Below are 26,274 nucleotides of genomic sequence, written 5' to 3'. Positions count from 1 at the left end.
ATATCTTTGTTTTAAATAATTAAGTTCTTCTTTGTTTTAAATCGGTTTCGATCTGCACTTCCATTTCTTTATTGATTTTATAGAAAAACAATAATCCGGCTCCTATTAAAAATGGAATTGCAGGAAAAATGCTGACCAATAATTTGATTCCGTTAATCGCAGTTTCTGTTTGTACCGCAGAGTTTGGCATGTAATGAAAAAATCCTAAAAACAATGTTGTCAAGGCACCGCCAATACTTAATCCGGCTTTTAAGCCTACCATCATGGCAGAGAAAATAATTGCGGTTGCACGGCGATTGTTCAGCCATTCAGAATAATCAGCAACATCGGCAATCATTGCCCAAAGAATTGGGATTGTAATTCCGTAGAAAAATCCGTGCAGAATTTGGGAGAAAAACATTAAGCTGACTGATGTTGATGGAAAGAAATAAAAAGCGATAATAAAAAGCGTTGAAATGAATAAGAACAATCCAAATATATTTCGCTTTCCGTATTTATCTGCCAGGTTTTTAGACAAAGTGATTCCTACGATCATAAAAATAATGCCTCCTGCATTGAATAATCCAAATCCAGCAGAAACGGGATCATTACCAAAATGATTCAACCCAATAGCCGATAAAGTATCTAAAATAGGCTGGATAAAAAGTGCTAACTGATCTTTATCTACATAATTTTCAAAATAATATACATACGAACCGCCTTTCATTGCCAGTGTAATAAAAACCAAAGTTGTAAGCGAAAGCATGATTACCCAGGGTCTGTTTTTTACCAAATCGCCTAAATCTTCTTTTACACTTGATTTTTGCTCTGGTTTGGGAATGATTCTTTCTTTAGTCGTTAAAAATGTGATTAAAAGCATGATGGTTCCAATGATGGCTAAAACCGTCATTACTTTTTCGATACCAATTGCTTTGTCTCCGTTTCCGGCACTTTTTATAATTCCGAGCATAAAAACCTGAACAAAAAACTGGGCAAACATAACTGCCACAAAACGATATGATGACATACTGTTTCTTTCGGACATATCGCCTGTAATAACTCCGCTTAAAGCAGAATACGGCAGATTATTTCCTGCATAAAAAAGCAGCAGTAAAGTATAAGTTACAACAGCATAAATTACTTTTCCTTTATAAGAGAAATCAGGAGTTGAAAATGCCAGTAAAGCCACAACTCCAAGCGGAATTGCAGTTGCCAGAATCCACGGTCTGAATTTTCCCCATTTTGTACTTGTTCTATCAGCTAAAACGCCAATAATGGGATTAAAAACAAAAGCGGCAACTAAACCAACAATCAGCATTATGATAGAAGAATCTGTTGGCGATAATCCATAAATATCGGTGTAGAAATAAGCCAGATACGTCATCAAAGTCTGAAAAACCAAATTGGCTGCCAAGTCTCCTAAGCTGTATCCAATTTTTTCTTTGATGGATAATTTTTGTGAAATGTAATTCATTTTATGGTTTGTGGTTAGTTAGTCTATTGTTTTAAACTTAGTTTTTTATCATTTCGAGAAACGGGAAATCAGAGTTTCCAGTGTGGTTTCCCCTTCCTCAAAATGACAGGATTGTGTTGAATTAAATTTAAAACAATCGGTTGTGTAAAATTATATAAAAAAACATATTATGCAAATTCAATATGCTTTATTTGAATAATATCATAAAAAACAACCGTTTGTTTATAATACTCTAATTGAAAGCCTTTTAAACCCACTATTCTTCCGTTTTATTTAACTTTAAAATACTATCGTAAGCCGGTTTGTGTTTCAAATCTTTATCAAACGGAAGCGGATAATTGGTTCTTCCTTTTATAGGCCAGTCATTTAACCATGATTGTCCGTCGTAAACTCCCCAAAAAGTAACTCTGCTTATTTTATCTTTATGTTTTAAGAACAATTTAAAAATCGACGCATAACGTTCTGCCAATTTAGTCTGAACAGAATCCGGCAATGTTTTAGGATACGGATTCATTTTGGCACTCCCTTCAAAATTCTGATTTACATCGGCTCCTTTCAAATCCCACGGATTTGGTAAAACGGTAATGTCCAATTCTGTAAAAGCAACTTTTATTCCTAATGCCGAATATTCTAAAATACTCTTTTCAATTTCTTCTATCGATGGACTATGCAGTCTCCAATGTCCCTGAATCCCAACACCATCAATTTTTCCGCCTTCTGCTTTTATCTTTTTAATTAAAGCAATTGCTCCGGCTCTTTTTGCCGGTTCTTCAATATTATAATCGTTGTAATATAAGTCTACTTTTGGATCTGCTTTTGCTGCCAGTTTAAAAGCATCAACAAGATATTTTTCACCAAGCGTTTTCAAAAAAACAGACGGTCTTAAAGTTCCATCTTCGTTTAAAGCTTCATTTACAACATCCCACGAATTGATTCTGCCTTTGTATTTTGAAACAATTGTTGTAATATGATCTTTCATAAAGGCTTTCATTTCAGTGCTGTCTGCGATTTTTTCCATCCAGGGTGCTAACTGACTGTGCCAAATTAAAGTATGTCCGTGAATGAACATTTTATTTTTCTCTCCGTAAGCTACAAACTTGTCCGATAAACTAAAATCATATTTATCTTTTTGTGGATGCGTGTACATCGATTTCATGATGTTTTCTGCTGTAATTGCATTAAATTCTGTTCGAATTAATGAATCAACTTTTGCATCTTTTTCTTCAATTTGATCTGCGCTCAAAGCAGTTCCAATATAAAAATCGTTTTTATAAGAGTCTTTTAAGGTTAACGTTTCCTTGTTAGAAGAACAATTTACAAAAAATACGGTACTGATCGCGAGCAAATAAGGGTTAATAAATTTCATATATTTTGGTTAATAGTTAATACTTATTTTTTGTTCTCGAAATGATAAACAGGACGTTTTTTTTTCTCATCGCAGAACTATCAGGTTTTTAAAACCAGTCAGTTTAACACGAAAAAAAAATTACAAATTCAGTTTATAAGCAATTCCCATTTCTAAACCTCTTAATTCAGCAAGCCCTTTTAGTCTTCCTGTCAAAGAATAACCCGGATAGGTTTCTGTTGCTTCATCAACTCTGTGAAGGAAACCATGATCTGGACGCATTGGCAGGCTTATTTGGGTTTTGTTCATCAACAGCAATAATTTCTCAACGATAATTTCCATTTTAACATCACCGTTTAAATGCTCTGATTCTCTAAAAATAGTTTCGCTTTCGCGGATGGTATTTCGGAGATGTAAAAAGTGAATTCTATCTCCAAAATCGTCTATAATTTTCTCAAGATTGTTTTTTGGATCAGCACTTAGCGAACCTGTACAATAACATAAGCCATTGGCAGTTGAAGAAACGGCATTAAAAATAGCTTTTAAATCGGATTCTGTTGAAACTATTCTCGGAAGTCCTAAAACCGAAAACGGCGGATCATCGGGATGAATCGCTAATTTTTGTTGGTTTTTCTCCGCAATCGGAGTTACTTCTGATAAAAAATAAATCAGATTTTCTCTTAGTTTTTGATTGTCGATTTCGGCATAATTTTCTAAAAGAGACAAAATCTGTTCGGCCGTAAAATTGATTTTACTTCCCGGCAGTCCCAATAAAACATTTTTAAACAAAAGTGCTTTTTCATCTTCAGACAATTGATTCCCAAACTGCAAAGCTTTTTCTTTTTCAACATCTGAATAATCGTTTTCTGAATTGGGTCTTTTTAAAAGAAAAACATCAAAATAAGTAAATGCATCCTGATTGTACAGCAAAGCCCTGCTTCCATCTTCGTTGATAAAATTATGATTCGTTCGTACCCAATCCAAAATCGGCATAAAATTATAAGTAATGATTTTGATACCGCATTCTGCCAGATTTTGCAAACTGATTTTATAATTCTCGATGTATTGCAGGTAATTTCCAGAAGCTCGTTTAATTTCTTCATGAACAGGAAGACTTTCAACCACAGTCCATTCCAAGCCAGAATTACGAATAATTTCCTGTCTTTCTTTTATTGCTTCAACTGTCCAAACATCGCCAACCGGAATTTGATGCAATGCGGTTACAATTCCCGCTGCGCCGGCTTGCCGAATGTCAATTAGTTTGACATTGTCGTTTTGTCCGAACCATCTCATGGTTTGCTGCATTTTTATCATACTTAACTTTTGTAAAAATTAATTAAACACATAGAAACATAGATTTATATTAACTCTAAAAAAGACTTAAAAAAGAAACTAGTTCCTAACACATAGCCTATGTGCATTAATGTAAGTGAAACGCCTTTTTATACAAAGAAGAACTATGTTTCTATGTGTTTAAAATATTTAAAAATTAGAACCCAATACTGTTTCCACCATCAACTGGCAAAACAGTTCCTGTTGTATATTTTGATTCACTTAAAGCAAAATAATAAACCGCATCTGCAATGTCTGACGGTTCTCCTAAATAGCCCATTGGAGTTCTTCCCAATACTTTATTTTTTCTTTCAGGATCGTTATCTAAAGCTGTTGACGACATTTTTGTTTTAATAAATCCCGGAGCAATACAATTGGCGCGGATGCCAAACTGCGCCAGCTCGACCGCCATAGCACGCGTCATAGATTCTATTGCGCCTTTGCTTGACGAATAGGCAATTACTTTTGGGATTCCGTATTGCGATGCCATCGAACTGATATTGATAATGCTTCCACCTCCGTTTTCTTTCATGTTTTTTACCACTTCTCTGCTCACAGCAAAAACACTCAACAGATTGGTGTGAACTATAGTTAAGAAATCTTCATCGGTAACATCTGCAAACTCTTTTTTCATATTGATTCCGGCATTGTTTACCAAAATATCTATAGGACTGTTTTTGGTAATGCTTTCGATCATGGCAGGAATTCCTTTCAGATCATTTAAGTCGAAAATTACCGGAATAGCATTTTCGCCAATTTCTTTGCAGGCATCTTGCGTTTTGTCTTTTGTTCTTCCAATAATGTAGGTTGTGATTCCGTTGTCACATAATTTCTTTGCTGTTGCAAATCCTAAACCCGAATTTCCTCCGGTTACTATTGCCGTTTTTTTGCTCATAATTTTTAAAATATATTTTTGATATTTGGTACACGGATGACGCAGATTCGCTATCGCGAATCCGTTTCATCCGTGTTCTAATTTTAGCCATTTCCTGGTGCAAAAGGAAATTTTAATGATTTAAAATACTCTAAAGTTTGTGTTGGTTTTTCGACTCCAGCCGGAAGTTCTTTTCCCGAAAATTGCTGAAAATACAATAAGCAGGCATCACGCCACCATTTTGCTTCTTTATGCTGAATTTCTAATAACATTTTTACTTCGTTGAAACGTTCGTTGTCAACATACTTTTCTGCCTGATTCCAAACATTCTGCATTACTGCAACCTGATTTACACCTTCTTGGTATTTCAATGCCAAACCGTTCCAAAGTGTTTGTCCGTTTTTCAGTTTATAATCCCATGCAACATGATGAAACCATAAAAGATCTTTTTCAGGACAAGTTTCTAAATTATCAAAAAGATTTGCGACTTCTGCTGCGTATTGTGAAACGGCATTCGTACCCGATTTTGATCGATCAAAACCAATTCCATTTTTGTCTGCTTTATGATAATAGGTTGGATTCCATTCTGGTCTTGACAAATTAGAAACCCAAGGTCCCGGCCCGTAATGATGTCCTGTATCCATAATATGATGCAAACCAAGCGGAGTCATGTAATTGACAACGGCTTCACGCGATTCCATCATGATATTTTTTACAGGTTTAATAAAATTTTCATCGTTGGAAAAGGTGCATCTTAACCATTCATCAGCAATAGTTTCAGAATCTAAATACGGATCCCAGGCCAGCCTGCCGAAGCCATACCAATTTGCCTGTAAAAAAGGATGTCCTGTCCAGTTTAAATCGTTTCCTATATTGGCAACGCCGGCAATTCCGGTTAATTTGTTTTGATATAAAGTACCGTCAATAACTTTAGCAATGGTTGCCCCTTTGCCTTTTTGATATGTATCAGATTCTAAAACTTCCTGAAATAATTTAGGCAGAAAAACCAAATGTGTGCTAAAACCCAGATATTCCTGTGTAATTTGAAACTCCATCATTAAAGGCGTTTTCGGCATTGCTCCAAATAACGGATGAAAAGGTTCTCTAGGCTGAAAATCGATTGCTCCGTTTTTAACCTGAACAATTACATTTTCTTTAAATTTTCCATCATACGGCTGAAATTCAGCATAAGCTTGTTTAGCACGATCATTTGCATCATGTTCTGAATATACAAAGGCTCTCCACATAATAACTCCGCCAAAAGGCGCAACGGCATCAGCCAGCATATTCGCTCCGTCAACATGATCTCTTCCGTAGTTTTGCGGGCCGGGCTGACCTTCTGAATTGGCTTTCACCAAAAACCCACCAAAATCTGGAATTCGTTTGTAGATTTCTGCCGATTTATTTTTCCACCAATTAATTACTTCCGGATCTTTTGGATCAGCAGTTTTTAAGTTTCCTATTTCAATGGGTGCCGAAAATCTTGCCGTTAAATAAACTTTTATTCCGTAAGGTCTGAAAACATTAGCTAAGGCTTCAACTTTTTCTAAATATTGCGGAGTCAGGATTAAAGCGTTTGCATTTACATTGGTTAAAACCGTTCCATTAATTCCAATTGAGGCATTTGCTCTGGCGTAATCAATATATCTTTGATCGATAAAATCAGGTAATTTCTGCCAGTTCCATAAAGAGAAACCTGCGTAGCCGCGTTCTACAGTTCGGTCGAGATTATCCCAGTGATTTAAAATTCGAAGATTTGTTTTTGGTGAATCGGCAATATTTAAACTTTTGATTGATTTATTGGTCTGCAGCATCCTCAAAAAATTAAAGACTCCATACAAAACTGCAACATCATTTTTTCCTGAAATGATAAGCTGTTTTTTATTTTTAAAAGAGATGGATTTAATAATAAATCCTTCGTTGTTTATTTTTTCAAAATCTGTCTGCAGAGCTTTTTTCAAATCAGGATTTAAAGCTTTTTGAGAACCAATAATCAAATTGTTTTCTCCTTTAATTTCTGATTTAATTTGGGGTTTATTTCCCAGCATTCCAGCGATTCCTGTTTCTAATTCTTTTACGGAAATCTGAGAAGTTTCAGAATTTCCCAAAGAAACAATTCCCTGAATATTGTTTTTATATTCTGAATCAATTGCCAAATTGCTGATTCTATCATACTGAAACCAAAGTTTATAATCCTTTTGCGCTAAAGCCGAAAAGGAAATCGAAACAAACAGGAATACAAGTCTTATTGAAGTCATTTACTAATTAGTTTATTCTTAAATTTCATTTTTACTGTATCAGCATTTTGCATCTTAATAATACTATTTGATAAAATTTTAATTTAAAAAATACATTATCTTAAATAAAATAACAAATGCAATCGGTTGCGTAAAAATATAGGATTGTTATTTAAGAAAAAAATTTTAGCTCTCTTTTTTTCAAAAAAATAATTTCTATAACAAATAAAAGCAGGATAATTATAAAAACTATCCTGCTTTAACGGGGTTGGATTTAAAGTTAAATCCTGAAATACTCTATCGTTTGTAATATGCCACAATACTGGCTTTTGCCAAAGTCTGGTTCCAAAGATTAAATCCTACTACTGCCGGATTTGTATTTTCATCGGTTCCCAGTTTATCGGTTTTTAAGGCATAAACGGTAATGATGTATTGATGAAATCCGTGACCAACCGGCGGACATGGACCTCCAAACCCTTTAATTCCATAATCGGTTACACTTTGAACAGCGCCTTTTGGAACAAGGTTTTTAGTTCCTGCACCAGTAACCAATTCGTTTATGTTTGCCGGAATATCAACTACTACCCAATGCCAGAATCCGCTTCCTGTGGGCGCATCCGGGTCGTACATGGTTATGGCAAAACTTTTAGTTCCTTCTGGAGCGTTTTTCCATGATAACTGCGGTGATTGATTTTCACCTGAACATCCAAATCCATTGAATTCCTGAACTTTTGTAGTTTCTCCTCCTAAATCTTTACTGGTTAGGGTAAATGTTTTTTGGGCAAAAATTGTTGTTGTAAAAATTAAAGACAACACCAAAATTAAATTTAACTTTTTCATTTTACTTGGTTTTAAAATTTAAAGCAAATTTAGATTCTGCTATGCCAGCGAAACTTTAGGGAAAGGATCAAAAACTGTTGCTAAAAGTCCAGTTTTTCTGATTTTGTTTTGGCGTTACGCCATACTTCAATTTATAAGCCTGCGTAAAGCTGGATAGGTTTTCGTAACCAACTTCAAAATATATTTCTGATGGATTTTTTTGTTCTTGCTGCAATAAATAATGAGCAAACTCCAGTCTTTTGTTTTGAAACCATTTTATTGGAGATTCGGCGTAATGTTTTTCAAATTCTCTTTTGAATGTTGAAATGCTCATATTACATAAAAATGCCAGTTCTTTTAAAGTGAGTTTACTCAAATGACTATTTTCAATTACCTGAATAAACTTTTGCGCAGCATTATTGCTGTTTACAGTTAAGGAGTACAGAAATTCTGTTCCATACTTTTCGGTAAGATAAAGCATAATTTCTTCCAGCTTCACTTCTAATAATTTGGATTTTATTTCTCCCGAAAGTTTAGAAATATCTACTAGGCTTTGTACAAATCTTTGTATGAAATCATCATATTCAAAAGCATGAACAGACTTGGCTTCAACTGATTCAAAGTCTTTTATTTCCATTTTTCTAATAAAATTATGAATCATTTCGTTAGAAAAAAACAAGAGTACGCTTCTATAATTTGAGGCTTCCGAAATCCTTTTTTCTGTCATTAAACAATTTCCTGATCTCATTATTAAAAACTTAGAAGAATCTATAGACAAGGATGCATTATCGAAAACAGCTTCTTTTGTTCCTTCAATAAGAAAACTAATTATATTTTGATTTAGAATAATCTGCTGTTTCCAAACATCTTTAGAACTTCTGTAATCCACAACATGTATTTGCTGTGTTTTTTCTAAATTCATTTCATCGGGAAGTGTAATGGTATGCATAAATGACAATTTAATTCTTTCTCATTTACTCTTTACTAGATGACTCTCTGGCAAGGACTTCTGTATTTAAAAAGGTAATTTCTTTAGCATCATCATTTTTAGATGACTTTAGATTTTTGATAATAATTTCGGCTGCTGCTTTCCCCATTTTTTCTGCAGGATGCGTAATTGTAGATAAATTAGGGTCTATAATCTGTGAAATAGGATCGTTGTTAAAGCCAATTACTTTAAATTCTTCGGGCACTTTAATACCTCTTTTTTTAGCAGTCTGTACGGCGCTTACAGCGAGAATATCTCCAGGTGCAAACAATCCATCTGGAATTGGTTTTAAATCAAATAAAGCGTTGCTTGCTTTTACACCATCTTCGTAAGTAACTGAATTTAAATTGATAATCAATTCTTCTTCCACTTCGATATTATGATCTTTTAAGGCTTCTATATAACCTCTTTTTCTTTCGTTGTACAAATTCCCTAATTCTGATCCTGCTGTTAAATGTGCAATACGAATACAGCCTTGCTCGATAAGGTGTTTTGTTGCTTTATAACCTGCTGTATAGTTATCGATAACTACTCTAAAAGTGTTGTAGTCTTTTGGCACCCTATCGACAAAAACCAGTGGAATATTATTGTTTGAAAACTGATGAAAGTGTGCTGTATCTCTGGTTTCCATTGCCAATGAGCAAATTACACCGCTTACACGATTGGAATACAAAGATTTCGCCATATTTACTTCTTCTTCATACGAGTCATGCGACTGCATAATGATAACGGTATAATCTGATTTTTGGGCCGTGATTTCGATTCCGCTGATTAAAGATGATAAAAAGGGCTGTGTAACGGTGGGAATCAAAACACCAATAGTTCTGGTTTTGTTTCCGCGTAAACCTGCCGCTAAAGTATTGGGAACAAACCCCATTTCTTCGGCAGTTTTTTTCACCTTCTTAATTGTCTTGTCACTTATCGTGTGATGGTCTTTTAAAGCGCGTGAAATAGTTGATGTTGCCAAATTAAGACGTTCGGCAATATCATAAATCGTTACATGTTTATTTTCTTCCATGAAATAAAAAATAAAGATGTAAATATAAACTATTTTCGTTCAAGATGTTCTTTCGTAAAAATTGGCATTAAATAAAAGAAGTTAGAAGAAAAAGTGCTAGACAATTTAATTTGATTGTACAGCTATTGTTTCAGTAAGCCCCAGCGGGGCAGAATATTTATAGAAATTCAATAATACGCATACAAAAGAGCTCCAACGGAGCGAAATATTGCAACATTGTCGAAAAAATTTTCGCTCCGCTGGAGCTTTGTCATGGATAACAAATATTTTTTCTATACATATTTCGCTTCTCCGAAGCTGATCTTCAAATCAAAAAAAATTAGGATGCTTAATTTTTATAAATTATTAATTTTTGACATTATTCTTTTTGTCTTTTAGAATTTTACCGTCTTTGGTAAATTCCAAATCGATTTTATTGGTCAAATCGACATCGAGATCTTTGTGCCCATAGTCGATGTGCGTTATTTTTTCGTTGGGATGATTTTTGGCTACATAAGCTTTTATATTATCCGGAATAAAATCAGTAGGAATTGGTTTGTCTCCACCGTCGACTTCTCGGTATGATCCGTCTTTCCAAAACTCAACTTCAGTTCCGTCTTTAAGTTTGACTTCATACCCTTTTTCACCGTGTTCAGGATCCTTTTGAGCTTTTTCTACCGAAGTATGGCTAAAATGTTTCTTTAAAAATTCCTGTGCCGGTTTTGGCAGTTCGGCAACTTCAATTTTCTTCTGTGCACTGGCCGAGATTGTTACGATTAACAATGCTATGGCTAAAAATATTTTCGTTTTCATAATTCATTTCGTTTAAATGTAGTGTTACTAATTTACCAATTCAAAATATGCTTTCAAATTAATTTAAGAAATTTTTAGTCTTTTTAAAATCCATAACGAATTGATTAACAAATAGTTTTAGTTTTAAAATTATATCACAACTTTGCCTAAAAAATTTATTTTAAGAAATGGCTGTTTGATGCTTTTATAGTATTTTTACCTTTCTGGTTCGTCAAAGACCGAGATCATAAACCCCAAGTTTACAACACTTTAAAAACTTACTCGAAACCAAAATTAGAGTTTAAACCAAAAACACATGGCAATCTGGTCAGGAAGACTTTATTTATTGATCTTCATCTTTTTATCGTTCAGCCTGCACGCGCAGATTGAAACTAAAAAGAAGACTTTTATTTCCAGAAATCCTGTAAAAATTAAAGAGGATAAAAACACACTGGCGCTTTATGATTTATACAATAAAGGAGACGAAAAAAAGGCTTATAAAAAAGCGCATTCCATTTTAAAATCTGGTATTGCCGACAACAGAGCTCTCGCCCGAACTAATCTGCTTCTGGCTTATTATTTTAATAAAAGAGCCATTATTGATTCTTCTATTTATTATACCAATCAGGCTTTAAAATTCAACACTGTTGTAAACGATTCTTTAAAAAACAGGCTTTTTTCACTTGGCTATAATCTTTTGGCCATCAATTATAAAAAAAGAGGTTTGCTGAATGAGAGCAAAAAATGGCATTTAAAAGGTATTGAAGCTTCTCAAAAATACAACGAAATAAATCTTTTTTATACGCACACGCATGGTTTAGCGCAGACTTACAGCGAATTGGGCGAATACAGCAATGCTTTGAAATTGTTTAAGCAATGTCTTGAATATAAAGATGATAATGAAATTATTCTGGGCAGTTACATCAATATTGGCGATATTTATTCGAAGCTGAAAGACTATGACAATGCCAGTATTTTTTATAAAAAAGGAAAAGCACTCTCTGAAAAAACCAATAATAACCAGGGACGTGTTATTGTGTTATTGGGACTTGGCGAAAATTATCAATTACAAAAAAAAACTCAGGAAGCATTAAAAATGTTTCAGGAAGCGCTTGCTATTGCTGATAAAAGTGAACTAAATCAATTATCGATTGTTTCCCGAAGCAGTATTGGCGATACTTATATTTCGCTGAAAAAATATAACGAAGCAAAATTGATATTTTCTGAAGCTCTTCAGAAATCGGTTCATTTTGGTCTGCTTCAAAATCAGAGTTCTATTTATGATGAGTTGAGAAAAATAGCCATTCTTCAGGACGATTATAAAAGTGCTTATTCGTTTTTCGAAAAGTCAGCCCTCATAAAAGATTCTATCAATAATCTTCAGAAAATAAAAGAGATTAACGAACTGGAAGTCAAATATAAAACGGCGCAGAAACAAAAAGAAATTGAAGCTTTGAAGTTTGAAAATGAAGCTAAAAAACTGACGCTTGCCAATCAGGAAGAGGCTATTAAAAATATGATTCTGCAGGAAGAAATTTCGAAAAAGAATAATGAAAATACGATTCTGGCGTATCAGAATTCATCAAACAAAAAACGAAATGAAATAGCGCTTTTAAAGAAAGACCAGCAATTTAAAGCTTTGGAAATCAATCAGCAGAAAAAAATAAGATGGTTTACTATTATTGCTTTTCTGATTTTAATGATTCCGATAATTGGTCTTTTGTTTCAGTATTACAAACGTTTTAAAGTACAGCATTTACTGAACATTAAACACGCGGAAATCAGTTCTCAAAAAATAGATGGTATTTTGAAAGAACAGGAATTAGAGTTGATAAAAGCATCGATTAGCGGACAGGATAAGGAAAGACAGCGTATTGCGCAGGAACTTCATGACAGTATTGGCGGCAATTTAGCTGCTATAAAATTACAAGTCAATCATTTGAATGCTTCCGATTTTTCTAATATTCAGAAAATCAGCCTTCAATTGGATGAGACGTATCAGCAGGTTCGGAATTTATCGCATACACTTCTTCCGAAGAAATTCAGCCAGAATAAATTTTTAGAAGTTCTGGAGTCGTATTTAAAAAATATCAGCGAAGCCAGCAAAATTAAGATTTCTTATATTCCGTATCCAAAGAAAGAAATTAATGACCTTGATGAAAATATTCAGATTGAGGTTTTTAAAATTATTCAGGAACTTTTAACGAATACGATTAAACATGCAAAGGCTTCGGAAGTGGAAATTCAGCTGAATTATATTGAAAATATATTGAATGTTTTGTTTGAGGATAATGGAATTGGTTTTGAAACAAAAAATCATTCGAAAGGAATTGGATTTATTAATCTGGAAAACCGAATTAAGAAATTAAATGGCTCGTTTGTAATTGATTCTAAACTAAAACGCGGTTCTATTTTTAATATTGAGATTCCGATTGCAGAGCCGAAACCTAAAGCGAAAATAAAAGGCATTGATTTGAAAAATCAGCTTGATGAATTAAAAAGCAACTAATATATTTGTTGAATGAACCAAATTAACCTACTTATTGCCGACGATCATACGATGTTTCTACAGGGGATTATTTCTCTTTTAGAGCAGGAACCCAATATCACTGTTATTGACAAAGCGGTAAACGGAATTGAAGCGCTGGAAATTATTAAAAAGGGAGTTGTTGATTTTATTATTCTGGATATCAGCATGCCTGAAATGGATGGAATTGAATTGAGTAAAATCCTGAAAAAACAGCATCCAGATGTCAAAATACTAATTGTAAGCACACACAGCAATGTGATGATTGTTTCCAGGCTGATTAGAATTGGCGTAAACGGTTATTTGCTGAAAAATGCTGCAAAAGAAGAACTGCTGAAAGCAATTAACACAATTGCCTCGGGAGAGAATTATTTTGCTCAAGAACTGGAAGAAAAACATCTTTCGAATAGTTCGAAAATCGAAAAGCAGGTTTCTAACTTAACTGAGCTAAGTTCCCGTGAAAAAGAGATTTTGGTTTTGATTGCCCACGAATACAATACGGCTGAAATTGCCGAAAAAACGTTTATTAGTTTAAATACCGTAAATACGCACCGCCGTAATTTGTTATCTAAACTAAATGCTAAAAATACGGCAGGTCTTGTTAAATATGCAGTCGAAAATGGTTTAGTTGATTAACTAAAACCCTTTACCCGCTCTGTAGTTTAAAACTAATCCAAAAGTGTCGGGAATTACTACATTGTCAATAGATTTATTGTAAGTACAGATAACCCTGAAATTGTCTGAAAGGTGAAATCCAGCTAGAAAATTCAGCGTTTTTGAAGTTCGGTAACCACCGCCAAATTCTACTTTATTTTTATAATTGATTAAAAGATTCAGATCAGCCTGAAACGGCGCTCCTTCTACATATTTAAATAATACGCTTGGATTGACCAGTACTTCTTCAAAACGATTGGTGAAAAATTTATAACCAAAATAACTGTAATATACGTTTTTTAAATGGGTATTATTACTTGAATTAAAAGCAGAACTTAAGAGATTTGGAGACGATAATCCGAAATAAATCTGATCTCGGTTATACAAAAAGCCAACTCCTAAAGTGGGTGTAAAACTGTTTATGTTTTCCTGAAATTCGGGATCATTTTCAATTCCCAACCGAGTCAGGTTTTCGTTGTAAAGCATTGCTCCTGCTGTAACTCCAAAAGAAATTATACTAGGATCGTATGCCCACCATTTTCCATATTTATAATCTGAATCGTAATAGATTTTATAGGAATAAGAGGTAAAAAAACTGGTTGTATTGGTTACTCCTATCTGGTCATGTGAAATTCCTGCAGCCAAACCTATTTTTTCTCCCCATGTTAATTTATTTACCGAAAGATCAAAATTCTTTGGACTTCCTTCTACTGAATTAAAATAACCATTTGTAGTCATCGCAATATCAATATCATGGTAATATCCGGCATGGGCAGGATTTATTAAAACGGCATTGTAATTATAACTTGAAAAAACAGGTGTCTGTTGTCCATAAGCTCTTTCTAAAAAAATGATGATTATGAATAGGGTTAAGATTATATTGATTTTAGTTTTCATGAATTAACGTTTTAAAACAAGATATCCCTTGAGTTTTTTAAAATGATGGGGCTGATTGACACGGATTTCGAAGAAATAAGTTCCTTCTGGCAGTTGACTGGCTCCAAGATTTCGGCTTTTATTGGCAATTCCGCTAAAAACATTTGTGGAGTTGTCGTAGCCTTTGGTTTGGTAAACCAAATCACCCCAACGGCTGTAAATCAGGACTTCATTCTCTGGATAATCTGTTATTTTGTCAATTTCCCAGAAATCGTTAATTCCGTCACCATTTGGTGAGAAACCATATTTTGTTTCGTCTTTTTCTAACGGAATAACGGTTATGGTTACCGAATCTTCGGCCTGACAACCGTCTTTATTGGTAAAAACTACAGTGTACGTTGTGGTTTCCTGAGGCGTCGCAATTGGATTTCCAATTTTGGTATTGTTTAATCCTGTTGCCGGTGACCATGAAAAAGAACCATTTTCTAAAGCAACAGCCTGCAGTTTAACAAACTGACCTTCATTAATTTCAATATCTTGTCCTGCATCTACCAAAAGAGGATACATAAAGAGCTGGAAAGAACATTCTGAAATATTATTGCTTTTATCTGAAACCTTGATCGTAATAGTCATTCCATCTGAAAACGTTGTTCCTGGTAACGGAGACTGAGCAATTACAGGGTTTGGATCTGTATTATCGGCTGCAAAAATCATTTTGGTATAATCCGGAACCTGACTTACACTGCAATCAAACATTTGGTCTGCGATACAGGTAAAAACTGGTGCCTGCGTATCTTTTACAAGGTTAATTTTGAATGTACATGACGTATTATTACCGCTGTTATCTGAAACATTCATTGTTACATTCATTCCGTCTGTAACATTTGTTCCCGAAGATGGGACTTGTGTTATGATTAAATTCGAATCGCAATTATCGGCTGCAGTAATCATGGTTCGATAATCTGGAAGAATATCTCCAATGTTTAAATTCTGGTCTGCAATACAATTAATCGACGGCGCTGTTACATCTGCAGATATATTAACTTTAAAACTGCAGTTTGATTGATTATCAGAGGCGTCTTTAGCCGTTATTGTAATAGTCATTCCGTTTGTTAAAACACTTCCCGCAAGCGGATTTTGAGTAATTACAGGATAAGAATCGCAGTTATCATTTGCTGTAACTAAAGGTGTATAATCTGGAATTGTACTGCCGCATGATAAAGTTTGATCTCCGATACAAGTGATTACCGGCGCAGTCACATCTGCGGAAGCGTTTACTTTAAAACTACAAATTGAACTATTATTTGAAACATCTTTTGCGGTAATGGTAATCGTCATTCCGTCTGTAAAAGCACTTCCAGCAATTGGATTTTGTGTTAGTACAGGATTGACATCTTCTGAATCAGTAACAGTTACAAGATTTAAGTAATTTGGGATTATTTTAGTTACGCAAGATACTGTTTGATCTGAAATACACTCAATAACTGGCGGATTTGTATCTGCTGTGGTACTTATCTCAAATTTACATTCAGAGGTATTTCCAGACGCATCAACAGCCAATAGTACAACTTCTGTATTGGTTCCATCGTAAACTGAACCTGCAGCTGGTGTCTGTGTAATTTTAGGAGCTGAGTCGCAGTTATCTGTAACTGTAATACTATTGATATAATCTGGCAGTAAATCTCCTGAATTTAAGACCTGATTACTTGGACAATTTGCAATTACAGGAGCTGTAACATCTGTATATTTACTTCCAAAAATTAAATACGAAATTCCAGGATCATGATTAGGTTCAAAAGTATATTTTGTATCGCTGCTTCCTATTAAAATATCATCTATACCATCTTTATTGACATCATTAAAGTAGCTCACACTATATTTCGTTCTATAGGGCAATTTAATTTTTAAGGCATCGGCTGCAGTTATAGTATTGAGGTTTATAGAAGGATTCCAAGCATTCCTTCCATACACAATACAAACGTGATTTTGATACACCACGGCTATATCATCCATCCCATCTGCATTAAAATCACCATAGCCACTATATTCATGTAAATACTCTAGTGTATTAGTAATAATTTTAAATCCATTTGTTCCATTTAAGTCTTTCAGGTCAAAATTAGAAGGGAATGAACTTTTTCCAAACAATACATAATTATCAATTCCTACATCATTCAAGGAATCCCCATTAACGTCTCCTAAAGCCTTAACCTGATAATATTGATTTGTGCTTAGTGTATTGGCTGAATTTTCAATTCTAAAACCATTTGTCCCATTCAAACTAGAAGTATTGAGTTTCCCTGATAAACCCGAAGTCCCAAAAACAACATATCGATATTTTGTAAAATCTCCCGAAAAAATGAGATCAACTATACCATCCCCATTTATATCACCCGGTGCTTCTATGGTTTGACCTACATCTCCTTCAATTATAAATGAAGAAGAACTAGTTAGATCATCAATATTAAGTGAGGCAGGAAAATTAGTGCTGCGTCCAAAAATTATGTATGCTTTTTTAACTCCTCCAGATCCTTTATTAGCAGATAAAATAGCAATATCACTATAAGAATCATTATTAAAATCACCAATATTACTAACTGCTGTTCCTAAAAATTCATCGTAAGTATTGCCTATAATTTTAAATCCATTATTTCCATTTAAGCTGGAAAGCGGCAGTTGTGCAGCAAAAGGTGTTTTTTTTCCATAAATAAGATATACTGTTCCTGCGAAATATTTCCCTGAATTCAATTTCTGACGATCACTAAGCATTAAGTCGTCAATACCGTCTCCATTAATATCGCCTGCACTGCTCACATCATAAGCTAATTCGGCAGGTACGCTTAAAACATCATCAAAAATTTTGAATCCGTTACTTCCATTGAGCTGTCCTAAATTTATATTAGGAGGAAATCCGGTATCTGTTCCAAATACGACATAACATCCGTGATTTTTTGCACCAATAAGAAAGTCCTGAATTCCATCTCCGTTTATATCTCCGGCACCACTTGTTGTATAACCTGCTCTTTCTCCTGCTTTTTCGCCATATAAAATTAATCCGTTATTTCCGTTTAGCATCTCTCCATCAATACTGGATGTATTGCAGTCTAAATCAAAAGTTTCTGTTTTTAATTTTACTAAAAATGTACACGAACTCTCATTAGCTGATTTATCTTTAACTGTAATGGTTACATTCGTATCAGTTGTAAATAAAGTCCCAACAGGCGGAGTTTGAGTAAAAATTAATTCATAATTTGGAGTATTATCATCGCTGACATCTTCTAAAAAATGAACATAATTAGGCAGTAAAGAATTTACATATAGTTCTTGATTTGCTGGACAAACAATTATCGGACTCGCACTGGTCATTAGTGCTGCTGTAAATTTACACTCTGATGTATTACCACTCGCATCTACAGCTTTGAGTGTAATATTTACTGTAGTGCCATCAAATACAGAACCTGCAGCAGGAGTTTGTGTGATTAAAGGTTTATCATCACAATTATCCGTAACAGCAATTGATTTTGTATAATCAGGAATTAAATCTCCTATACTTAAAACTTGATTTGCAGGACAATCGGCAATGATTGGTTTTTCTGTATCTGCTATTTTTTTTCCAAAAACCACATATGCTGTACCAGGATTCCAATTTACTTTTAAATTACTTCCATATGAGTCAGGACTAGTTCCAATAATCAAATCGCTTATTCCGTCTTTGTTGACATCTCCAGAGAAATTTATTGCAGTTTTATGACTATATATATTTGGTATGTTAAGTTTTAAAAACTCATTATTTGATATAGAATTTAAGTTTACAGTTGAGTTCCATGTATTTTTACCATATAAAATACCAGTATCAAAGAAACAATCATCGATTCCGTCTCCGTTAAAATCTCCTGCATATCCAAAGTTATTACCAAAATAATTGGTTAGTTTGAATCCATTGCTTCCGTTTAAATCCTTTAAATCAACAGTTTTAGGAAAAGCAGTTCTTCCAAACAATATATAGTTTGACGTTACAAAAATGTCATTAATACCATCACCATTAATATCTCCAGCCTTAGCCATTCCAGCATAGGAATATAATGGAGTTTCAGAGTTTTCAACCACAAATCCATTTGTTCCATTTATTTGCGAAATATTAAATACTACGGGAAAATTAGCTGAACGTCCAAAAACTACGAACAGCTTACTTTGTGAAGAATCATTACTGCCTAAACCTATATCTGGAATATTATCTCCGTTAACATCTCCCAAAGCAGAAAGATTTTTACCAATTTTTCCAATTATCGCATCTCCTGTAATGATAAAGCCGTTTGTACCATCAATATCATTAACCCTAATAATTGCTGGAAAGCTTCCGTGTCTCCCATAAATAATAATACATTTTCCATTTCCTGCCCCAGATCCTCTAGTAATTACAGCTATATCCTGAAAACCATCACCATTAACATCTCCTACGGGTGTTATTGCATTTCCTACATTACAATAATTATCATTACCTATAAGAGTGAAACCATTTGTACCGTTTAAAGTCGATAAATTGAAATCAGCAGGAAATCCACCGTTCTTTCCAAAAATGACATACACATGTCCAACTTCAGGACCATAAGCAGATTGTCTAGTTGGATCACTAATCATAAAATCGTCTATACCATCACCATTGATATCTCCAGCACTGCTTACATCATATCCCGTTTCAGGAAAATTGCTTGAAGGAATATCATTTCTAATGGAAAAACCAGTAGTTCCATCCAGTAACCCTAAGTCAATATTTGGCGGAAAACCAGTAGTTTTTCCAAAAACAACAAACGCTGCGCCACGAATAATTTTGTAAATTTTATCTTTTCCATACCAAGGATTATAATTACCCGGAGCTCCAATTATAAAATCATCTATACCGTCGTTATTTACATCGCCTGCTCTATTCACACTGAAACCTGATTCTCTGACTTTTGTATCTCCAAAAAGCGTAAACCCGTTGCTGCCATTTAAATTTGAAACATTAAAACTTGTCGTTTTACAATTAATTTCTTCCGTACTGGTTTTTAATTTTACCAAAAAGGTACACGAACTGCTGTTTCCTGCCTCGTCAGCTGCAGTAATTTTTACATTTGTATCAGAAGTAAATAAAGTTCCCTGACCAGGAGTTTGAGTAAAAACCAAATCAAACGGATCTGTAACATTATCTGTAATATTTGCTAAAAAGGAAACGTAATTTGGCAGAGTAGAATTGGCAAATAACTCTTGATTCACTGGACAAGAAATAACTGGAGGTTCACTATCTGAACTAGTAATTGCTTCTACTGTAAAAGCACAAATTTCACTATTTCCAGAATTATCAGCTGCTGTCATTGTAACCGTCATACCTGGTATAAAAGCAGTACCGGCAACAGGACTTTGCGTAACAACTGGACTCGCATCACAATTATCACTTACGGTAACTTCGCTAAGATAATTAGGCAAAACACTGCCCAAAGCCAATTTCTTATTGCTCGGACAGCTAATTATCGGTTTTGTAACATCAGGATTAGCGGTAATTATAAAATTGCAATACGATTTATTCCCTGTCTTATCAGAATATTCAATTTCTATAGGAGTTGGAATACCATAAAAAATAGTTCCCGCTGCAGGAGTCATTTTATACTTTAAATTAATACTGCAATCATCATTAAGGTTCATCATTGGACTGATAGCATAATTAGGTATCACATCTCCACAATTCAATTTAATACTGCTTGGGCATGTAAATGTTGGAGGAGTGACATCTGGAGTAACAGCGGTAACAATAATACTGCAATGACTTATGTTTCCTGCATCATCTGTCGCAGTAAATTTAATTTCCATTCCATCATAAAAAAAAGAACCTTCTCCCGGATATTGCGTTACATCAATTTCAGTATCAATATTATCATTTACTGTCAACAAATCAAAATAACTTGGAACTGGCATTCCACAATTCAATTTTTGATCGAGTGGACAAATCAATGTAGGAGGTTCGGTATCTGCAGTAGATTTTGCAGTTTTGGTAATACTCTTTTTTGAAGTAACCTTTATAGTTTTACTAACTGAATGAAAGTCATTTTTATTAATAAGCGTAACAATATTAGAATCTGACTTATTTATATCTTTTTCCTGAGCATAAATTGATCCAAAAGAAAAAAAAGTTGTAAACAGTAAAACTAACTTTGCTATTTTAGTTAAAATCTTAAATTTTATCATACTGAGGTATTATAATTTGCAAATACTATTTAAAGCGCAAAACTATAATCTCACTATTTCTTTCACATCACTATAAATAATGATTTTTGAACTCTGGCATAAAATAATACAATCAAAAAGTCTACTGCAAAATATAATTTGTAAATTAGTCTAAATCATTAAAAACTAAAACCATGCGCAGTATTATTGTCCTTTCCTCTCTTTTACTTTTAACATCATGTAAAAATGAAAACAATACCAATATCTTATCAGACTATTTTACATATGATAAAGAAAAAGTTGAAACTGCAGGAGTAAAAATGATCCCAATAAAAACTCCCGTTGGAGAATTTAAAGTCTGGACAAAACGATTTGGTACTAATCCAAAAATCAAAGTTTTATTATTGCATGGAGGTCCAGCAATGACACACGAATATATGGAATGTTTTGAAACATTTTTCCAGCGTGAAGGATTTGAATTTTACGAATATGATCAATTAGGATCTTACTACAGCGACCAGCCAAAAGATAGCAGCTTATGGACTATTGACCGATTTGTAGATGAAGTAGAACAAGTCCGCAAAGCAATTAATGCTGATAAAGACAATTTTTATGTTCTTGGAAATTCATGGGGAGGCATTCTTGCAATGGAATATGCATTGAAATATCAGCAAAACATGAAAGGATTATTAGTTTCTAATATGATGGCAAGCGCCCCAGAATATGGAAAATATGCTGATGAGGTTCTGGCAAAACAAATGAAACCAGAAGTTTTAAAAGAAATTAGAAATTTAGAAGCTAAAAAAGATTTTGAAAATCCACGTTATATGGAATTATTGCTTCCAAATTTTTATAAAGAACATTTATGCAGATTAGATGAATGGCCAGACGGATTAAATCGTGCCAGCAAACATGTAAATGGAGAAATTTATGCCTTAATGCAAGGTCCGAGTGAATTTGGTATCAGTGGAAGATTAGCCAAATGGGATATTAAAAACAGACTTTATGAAATTACTATTCCCACCCTTATGATTGGAGCAAAATACGACACGATGGATCCAAAAGCAATGGAGGAACAAAGCAAATTAGTCAAAAAAGGCCGTTATTTATACTGTCCAAATGGAAGCCATTTAGCAATGTGGGACGATCAAAAAGTGTTTATGAATGGTGTTATTGATTTTATTAATGATATCAATGATGAAAAAGTCAATTAAGCAACAAACACAAATAACTGATTTACAGCGTACAATATAAAATTTAATAAATTTTCTCACATATAGTTATCAAAACCGAATCCAGAACTTTTATAAGTAATTAAAAACATTTCCTGTGGTTTCAAGCCGCAGGAAATCCTGTTACATATTAAAACAATAAAAACTAAAGGAGAAAAACAATGTAAAACATAAAGAGAGTAATCCATCTTGGGAGAATATTTTTCACAACAGCGATCGGCAACAAATCCAAAACATTAATAAAAACAAAAAACCCTATCCGATTTGGATAGGGTTTTCAAAAGAAAGGCGACGACATACTCTCCCACAAAACTGCAGTACCATCTGCGCAGGCGGGCTTAACTTCTCTGTTCGGGATGGGAAGAGGTGAGCCCCGCCGCAATAACCACCTTAAGGCTATTCGCTGCTAGCAGCTTTTAATTATTAATTATCAATTATAAATTGTTAATTATCAATTAAACAATATTTTAACATACTGAGATAAAGAAAAGTAAGTTTTGTTTTAGAAAGTTTCCTCCCGAGCCTTTCGGCCCGGGAAAAGGGTGTACATAAGCTTACGGATTATTAGTACTACTCGACTATGACATTACTGCCTTTACATCTATAGCCTATCAACGTGGTCATCTTCCACGATCCTTAAAAGAAATCTCATCTTGTGGTGGGTTTCGCGCTTATATGCTTTCAGCGCTTATCCCTTCCCAACGTAGCTACTCTGCGGTGCCCCTGGCGGGACAACAGATACACTAGAGGTTAGTCCAATTCGGTCCTCTCGTACTAGAATCAGATCCACTCAAATTTCTAACGCCCGCAGTAGATAGAGACCGAACTGTCTCACGACGTTCTGAACCCAGCTCGCGTGCCACTTTAATGGGCGAACAGCCCAACCCTTGGGACCTTCTCCAGCCCCAGGATGTGACGAGCCGACATCGAGGTGCCAAACCCCCCCGTCGATATGAGCTCTTGGGGGAGATCAGCCTGTTATCCCCGGCGTACCTTTTATCCTTTGAGCGATGGCCCTTCCATGCGGAACCACCGGATCACTATGCTCTACTTTCGTACCTGATCGACCTGTATGTCTCTCAGTCAAGCTCCCTTATGCCATTGCACTCTACGCACGGTTACCAAGCGTACTGAGGGAACCTTTAGAAGCCTCCGTTACTCTTTTGGAGGCGACCACCCCAGTCAAACTACCCACCAAGCACTGTCCCCCGCAGCACGGGGTTAGGCCTCAGATAAACAAAGGGTTGTATTTCAACAATGACTCCACAACGCCTGGCGACGCCGCTTCATAGTCTCCAACCTATCCTACACATCATTTATCCAAGGTCAATACTAAGCTATAGTAAAGGTGCACAGGGTCTTTTCGTCCCACTGCGGGTAAACGGCATCTTCACCGTTACTACAATTTCACCGAGCTCATGGCTGAGACAGTGTCCAGATCGTTACACCATTCGTGCAGGTCGGAACTTACCCGACAAGGAATTTCGCTACCTTAGGACCGTTATAGTTACGGCCGCCGTTTACTGGGGCTTCAATTCAATGCTTCTCCGAAGATAACATCTCCTCTTAACCTTCCAGCACCGGGCAGGTGTCAGGCCCTATACTTCATCTTACGATTTTGCAGAGCCCTGTGTTTTTGATAAACAGTCGCCTGGACCTCTTCACTGCGGCCCTGATTGCTCAGGGCGACCTTTCTCCCGAAGTTACAGGTCTATTTTGCCTAATTCCTTAGCCATGAATCTCTCGAGCACCTTAGGATTCTCTCCTCAACTACCTGTGTCGGTTTACGGTACTGGTACTAATTACCTGAAGTTTAGAGGTTTTTCTTGGAAGCCCTTAGGCGCACTATCTCTTTGTCCGAAGACTCCGAGTACTATCGTATTTCACCAGTTCCTGCGCATTTTACTACAGGACCTATAGCTAGGTACTTCAACGAACTATTCCGTCAGTTCGCGGCGCTTTCATCACTCCGTCACCCCATCACAGTAATTAGTAGTACGGGAATATTAACCCGTTGGCCATCGACTGTCCCTTTCGGGTTCGCCTTAGGACCAGACTAACCCACAGCTGATTAGCATAGCTGTGGAAACCTTAGTTTTTCGGTGTGCGGGTTTCTCGCCCGCATTATCGTTACTTATGCCTACATTTTCTTTTCTAACCAGTCCAGCCCTCCTTACGAAAAACCTTCAACCCTGTTAGAATGCTCCCCTACCACTTGCAATTACTTGCAAATCCATAGCTTCGGTAATATGCTTATGCCCGATTATTATCCATGCTCGTCCGCTCGACTAGTGAGCTGTTACGCACTCTTTAAATGAATGGCTGCTTCCAAGCCAACATCCTAGCTGTCTGGGCAGACAAACCTCGTTCTTTCAACTTAGCATATATTTGGGGACCTTAGCTGATGGTCTGGGTTCTTTCCCTCTCGGACTTGGACCTTAGCACCCAAGCCCTCACTGTTAGTGAACATTATACAGCATTCGGAGTTTGTCAGGAATTGGTAGGCGGTGAAGCCCCCGCATCCAATCAGTAGCTCTACCTCTGTATAACTTTATAACCAACGCTGCACCTAAATGCATTTCGGGGAGTACGAGCTATTTCCGAGTTTGATTGGCCTTTCACCCCTACCCACAGGTCATCCGAAGACTTTTCAACGTCAACCGGTTCGGTCCTCCACTGTGTGTTACCACAGCTTCAACCTGCCCATGGGTAGATCACACGGTTTCGCGTCTAACACTACTGACTAAAGCGCCCTATTCAGACTCGCTTTCGCTGCGGATCCATACCTGAAGTACTTATCCTTGCCAGCAGCGTTAACTCGTAGGCTCATTATGCAAAAGGCACGCCGTCACCCCACGAAAGGGCTCCGACCGCTTGTAAGCGTATGGTTTCAGGATCTATTTCACTCCGTTATTCACGGTTCTTTTCACCTTTCCCTCACGGTACTGGTTCACTATCGGTCTCTCAGGAGTATTTAGCCTTAGCGGATGGTCCCGCCGAATTCAGACAGGGTTTCACGTGCCCCGCCCTACTCAGGATACCACTATCTATTACATTTATTACCCATACGGGGCTATCACCCTCTATGGCGTCACTTTCCAGTAACTTCCGGTTCTGCATGCATAAAATGTCGTGGTCCTACAACCCCAGCACTGCCGTAACAGCACTGGTTTGGGCTAATCCGCGTTCGCTCGCCACTACTTACGGAATCACTTTTGTTTTCTTCTCCTCCGCCTACTTAGATGTTTCAGTTCAGCGGGTTTGCCCACCTATCGGTGTGCTATATCTTCAATATAGCGGGTTGCCCCATTCGGATACCTGCGGATCAATCTGTGTGTGCCAGTCCCCGCAGCTTTTCGCAGCTTATCACGTCCTTCATCGCCTCTGAGAGCCTAGGCATTCCCCATACGCCCTTATTTTGCTTATTGTACCAATCTTGTTACTTAAAACAAGACCGTTTTTTTTTGTTTTTTACAATAAAATTGTAAAAAACGCTTTCTACTTTCTTATTATTTTCTTATCTCAATATGTCAATGAACTTTATCCAGCCGAAGATCAAAAGTCAAAAGCCGCCAAGTGAATCACTTTGGACTTTATGACTTTAATCTTTATGACTAAAATCGTGGAGAATAACGGAGTCGAACCGTTGACCTCCTGCGTGCAAGGCAGGCGCTCTAGCCAGCTGAGCTAATCCCCCAATCTAATTATGAATTGTGAATTATGAATTAGGAATTATTTGTAATCCGTAATCTTTCAACTCTAGAATTTCCTTCTTTTTAAGCTTTTCAGTCTTTTTAATTAGCAATCAACAATTATTAATTGCCAATTCTTAAAAAGTAGTCCCGGGCAGACTCGAACTGCCGACCCCTACATTATCAGTGTAGTACTCTAACCAGCTGAGCTACGAGACTCTGTTTTACTTAATTTTTATCATTTTTTTTTAAATTAAC

The 26,274-nt window shown here is 35.6% G+C and carries 14 protein-coding genes, 2 tRNA genes and 2 rRNA genes; 3 read left to right on the top strand and 15 right to left on the bottom strand.

Annotated elements, in window-relative coordinates:
• Positions 1-19 precede the first annotated feature (19 nt).
• The 9 genes from PQ462_RS05125 to PQ462_RS05085 form a co-directional block, all read right to left on the bottom strand.
• Complete coding sequence (locus PQ462_RS05125; protein WP_274252589.1) at positions 20-1,453, bottom strand: MFS transporter; 1,434 nt, start codon at positions 1,451-1,453, stop codon at positions 20-22.
• A 256-nt stretch (positions 1,454-1,709) separates the two neighbouring features.
• Positions 1,710-2,819 carry an endo-1,4-beta-xylanase gene (locus tag PQ462_RS05120; RefSeq protein ID WP_274252588.1) on the bottom strand — a complete coding sequence of 370 codons (1,110 nt, stop codon included), beginning with the start codon at positions 2,817-2,819 and terminating at the stop codon, positions 1,710-1,712.
• A 120-nt stretch (positions 2,820-2,939) separates the two neighbouring features.
• A complete protein-coding gene (gene uxuA, locus PQ462_RS05115; protein ID WP_274253714.1) occupies positions 2,940-4,103 on the bottom strand; it encodes a mannonate dehydratase in 1,164 nt (387 codons plus the stop codon).
• 184 nt (positions 4,104-4,287) lie between these two features.
• Positions 4,288-5,025: an SDR family NAD(P)-dependent oxidoreductase gene (locus PQ462_RS05110; protein WP_274252587.1), complete on the bottom strand. Its 738-nt coding sequence runs from the start codon at positions 5,023-5,025 to the stop codon at positions 4,288-4,290.
• Between the two features lie 83 nt (positions 5,026-5,108).
• On the bottom strand, positions 5,109-7,262 hold the full coding sequence (locus tag PQ462_RS05105; protein WP_274252586.1) for an alpha-glucuronidase family glycosyl hydrolase: 2,154 nt from the start codon (positions 7,260-7,262) through the stop codon (positions 5,109-5,111).
• Positions 7,263-7,538: 276 nt separating this feature from the next.
• Entirely contained in the window at positions 7,539-8,081 is a 543-nt protein-coding gene (locus tag PQ462_RS05100) for a YbhB/YbcL family Raf kinase inhibitor-like protein (RefSeq protein ID WP_274252585.1), read from the bottom strand.
• 67 nt (positions 8,082-8,148) lie between these two features.
• A complete protein-coding gene (locus tag PQ462_RS05095; protein WP_274252584.1) occupies positions 8,149-9,009 on the bottom strand; it encodes a helix-turn-helix domain-containing protein in 861 nt (286 codons plus the stop codon).
• A gap of 25 nt (positions 9,010-9,034) precedes the next feature.
• Entirely contained in the window at positions 9,035-10,066 is a 1,032-nt protein-coding gene (locus PQ462_RS05090) for a LacI family DNA-binding transcriptional regulator (protein WP_073411840.1), read from the bottom strand.
• Positions 10,067-10,411: 345 nt separating this feature from the next.
• Positions 10,412-10,858 (bottom strand): PepSY-like domain-containing protein, encoded by a 447-nt coding sequence (locus tag PQ462_RS05085; RefSeq protein WP_274252583.1) that lies wholly within the window; start codon positions 10,856-10,858, stop codon positions 10,412-10,414.
• Positions 10,859-11,153: 295 nt separating this feature from the next.
• Between PQ462_RS05085 and PQ462_RS05080 the strand changes: the two genes are divergently transcribed.
• Positions 11,154-13,346 carry a tetratricopeptide repeat-containing sensor histidine kinase gene (locus PQ462_RS05080; RefSeq protein ID WP_274252582.1) on the top strand — a complete coding sequence of 731 codons (2,193 nt, stop codon included), beginning with the start codon at positions 11,154-11,156 and terminating at the stop codon, positions 13,344-13,346.
• Positions 13,347-13,358: 12 nt separating this feature from the next.
• Positions 13,359-14,000 (top strand): response regulator transcription factor, encoded by a 642-nt coding sequence (locus PQ462_RS05075; protein ID WP_274252581.1) that lies wholly within the window; start codon positions 13,359-13,361, stop codon positions 13,998-14,000.
• Here PQ462_RS05075 and PQ462_RS05070 read toward each other — a convergent pair whose 3' ends face one another.
• Complete coding sequence (locus PQ462_RS05070) at positions 14,001-14,915, bottom strand: PorP/SprF family type IX secretion system membrane protein (RefSeq protein ID WP_073411848.1); 915 nt, start codon at positions 14,913-14,915, stop codon at positions 14,001-14,003. It abuts the gene before it with no gap.
• Between the two features lie 3 nt (positions 14,916-14,918).
• Positions 14,919-21,113 carry an HYR domain-containing protein gene (locus PQ462_RS05065; protein ID WP_274252580.1) on the bottom strand — a complete coding sequence of 2,065 codons (6,195 nt, stop codon included), beginning with the start codon at positions 21,111-21,113 and terminating at the stop codon, positions 14,919-14,921.
• A gap of 173 nt (positions 21,114-21,286) precedes the next feature.
• Between PQ462_RS05065 and PQ462_RS05060 the strand changes: the two genes are divergently transcribed.
• Positions 21,287-22,306 (top strand): proline-specific peptidase family protein, encoded by a 1,020-nt coding sequence (locus PQ462_RS05060; protein ID WP_274252579.1) that lies wholly within the window; start codon positions 21,287-21,289, stop codon positions 22,304-22,306.
• Positions 22,307-22,607: 301 nt separating this feature from the next.
• On the opposite strand, the gene rrf is transcribed toward PQ462_RS05060, so the two are convergent.
• The 4 genes from rrf to PQ462_RS05040 form a co-directional block, all read right to left on the bottom strand.
• Positions 22,608-22,717, bottom strand: a 5S ribosomal RNA gene (gene rrf / locus PQ462_RS05055).
• A gap of 151 nt (positions 22,718-22,868) precedes the next feature.
• Positions 22,869-25,752, bottom strand: a 23S ribosomal RNA gene (locus PQ462_RS05050).
• A 195-nt stretch (positions 25,753-25,947) separates the two neighbouring features.
• Positions 25,948-26,021: transfer RNA gene (locus PQ462_RS05045), tRNA-Ala, on the bottom strand.
• Between the two features lie 140 nt (positions 26,022-26,161).
• A tRNA-Ile gene (locus tag PQ462_RS05040) sits at positions 26,162-26,235 on the bottom strand.
• Positions 26,236-26,274: the final 39 nt, after the last annotated feature.

Source organism: Flavobacterium sp. KACC 22758, assembly GCF_028736135.1.
Classification (GTDB): domain Bacteria; phylum Bacteroidota; class Bacteroidia; order Flavobacteriales; family Flavobacteriaceae; genus Flavobacterium; species Flavobacterium johnsoniae.
The sequence above is the reverse complement of the archived record's forward strand: the minus strand, read 5'-3'. Positions and strand labels throughout refer to the sequence as shown.

Excerpts from the sequence above, each read along its gene's own strand:
- PQ462_RS05125 (WP_274252589.1), bottom strand. The coding sequence starts at position 1,453 with ATGAATTACATTTCACAAAAATTATCCATCAAAGAAAAAATTGGATAC.
- PQ462_RS05120 (WP_274252588.1), bottom strand. The coding sequence starts at position 2,819 with ATGAAATTTATTAACCCTTATTTGCTCGCGATCAGTACCGTATTTTTT.
- uxuA (WP_274253714.1), bottom strand. The coding sequence starts at position 4,103 with ATGCAGCAAACCATGAGATGGTTCGGACAAAACGACAATGTCAAACTA.
- PQ462_RS05110 (WP_274252587.1), bottom strand. The coding sequence starts at position 5,025 with ATGAGCAAAAAAACGGCAATAGTAACCGGAGGAAATTCGGGTTTAGGA.
- PQ462_RS05105 (WP_274252586.1), bottom strand. The coding sequence starts at position 7,262 with ATGACTTCAATAAGACTTGTATTCCTGTTTGTTTCGATTTCCTTTTCG.
- PQ462_RS05100 (WP_274252585.1), bottom strand. The coding sequence starts at position 8,081 with ATGAAAAAGTTAAATTTAATTTTGGTGTTGTCTTTAATTTTTACAACA.
- PQ462_RS05095 (WP_274252584.1), bottom strand. The coding sequence starts at position 9,009 with ATGCATACCATTACACTTCCCGATGAAATGAATTTAGAAAAAACACAG.
- PQ462_RS05090 (WP_073411840.1), bottom strand. The coding sequence starts at position 10,066 with ATGGAAGAAAATAAACATGTAACGATTTATGATATTGCCGAACGTCTT.
- PQ462_RS05085 (WP_274252583.1), bottom strand. The coding sequence starts at position 10,858 with ATGAAAACGAAAATATTTTTAGCCATAGCATTGTTAATCGTAACAATC.
- PQ462_RS05080 (WP_274252582.1), top strand. The coding sequence starts at position 11,154 with ATGGCAATCTGGTCAGGAAGACTTTATTTATTGATCTTCATCTTTTTA.
- PQ462_RS05075 (WP_274252581.1), top strand. The coding sequence starts at position 13,359 with ATGAACCAAATTAACCTACTTATTGCCGACGATCATACGATGTTTCTA.
- PQ462_RS05070 (WP_073411848.1), bottom strand. The coding sequence starts at position 14,915 with ATGAAAACTAAAATCAATATAATCTTAACCCTATTCATAATCATCATT.
- PQ462_RS05065 (WP_274252580.1), bottom strand. The coding sequence starts at position 21,113 with ATGATAAAATTTAAGATTTTAACTAAAATAGCAAAGTTAGTTTTACTG.
- PQ462_RS05060 (WP_274252579.1), top strand. The coding sequence starts at position 21,287 with ATGCGCAGTATTATTGTCCTTTCCTCTCTTTTACTTTTAACATCATGT.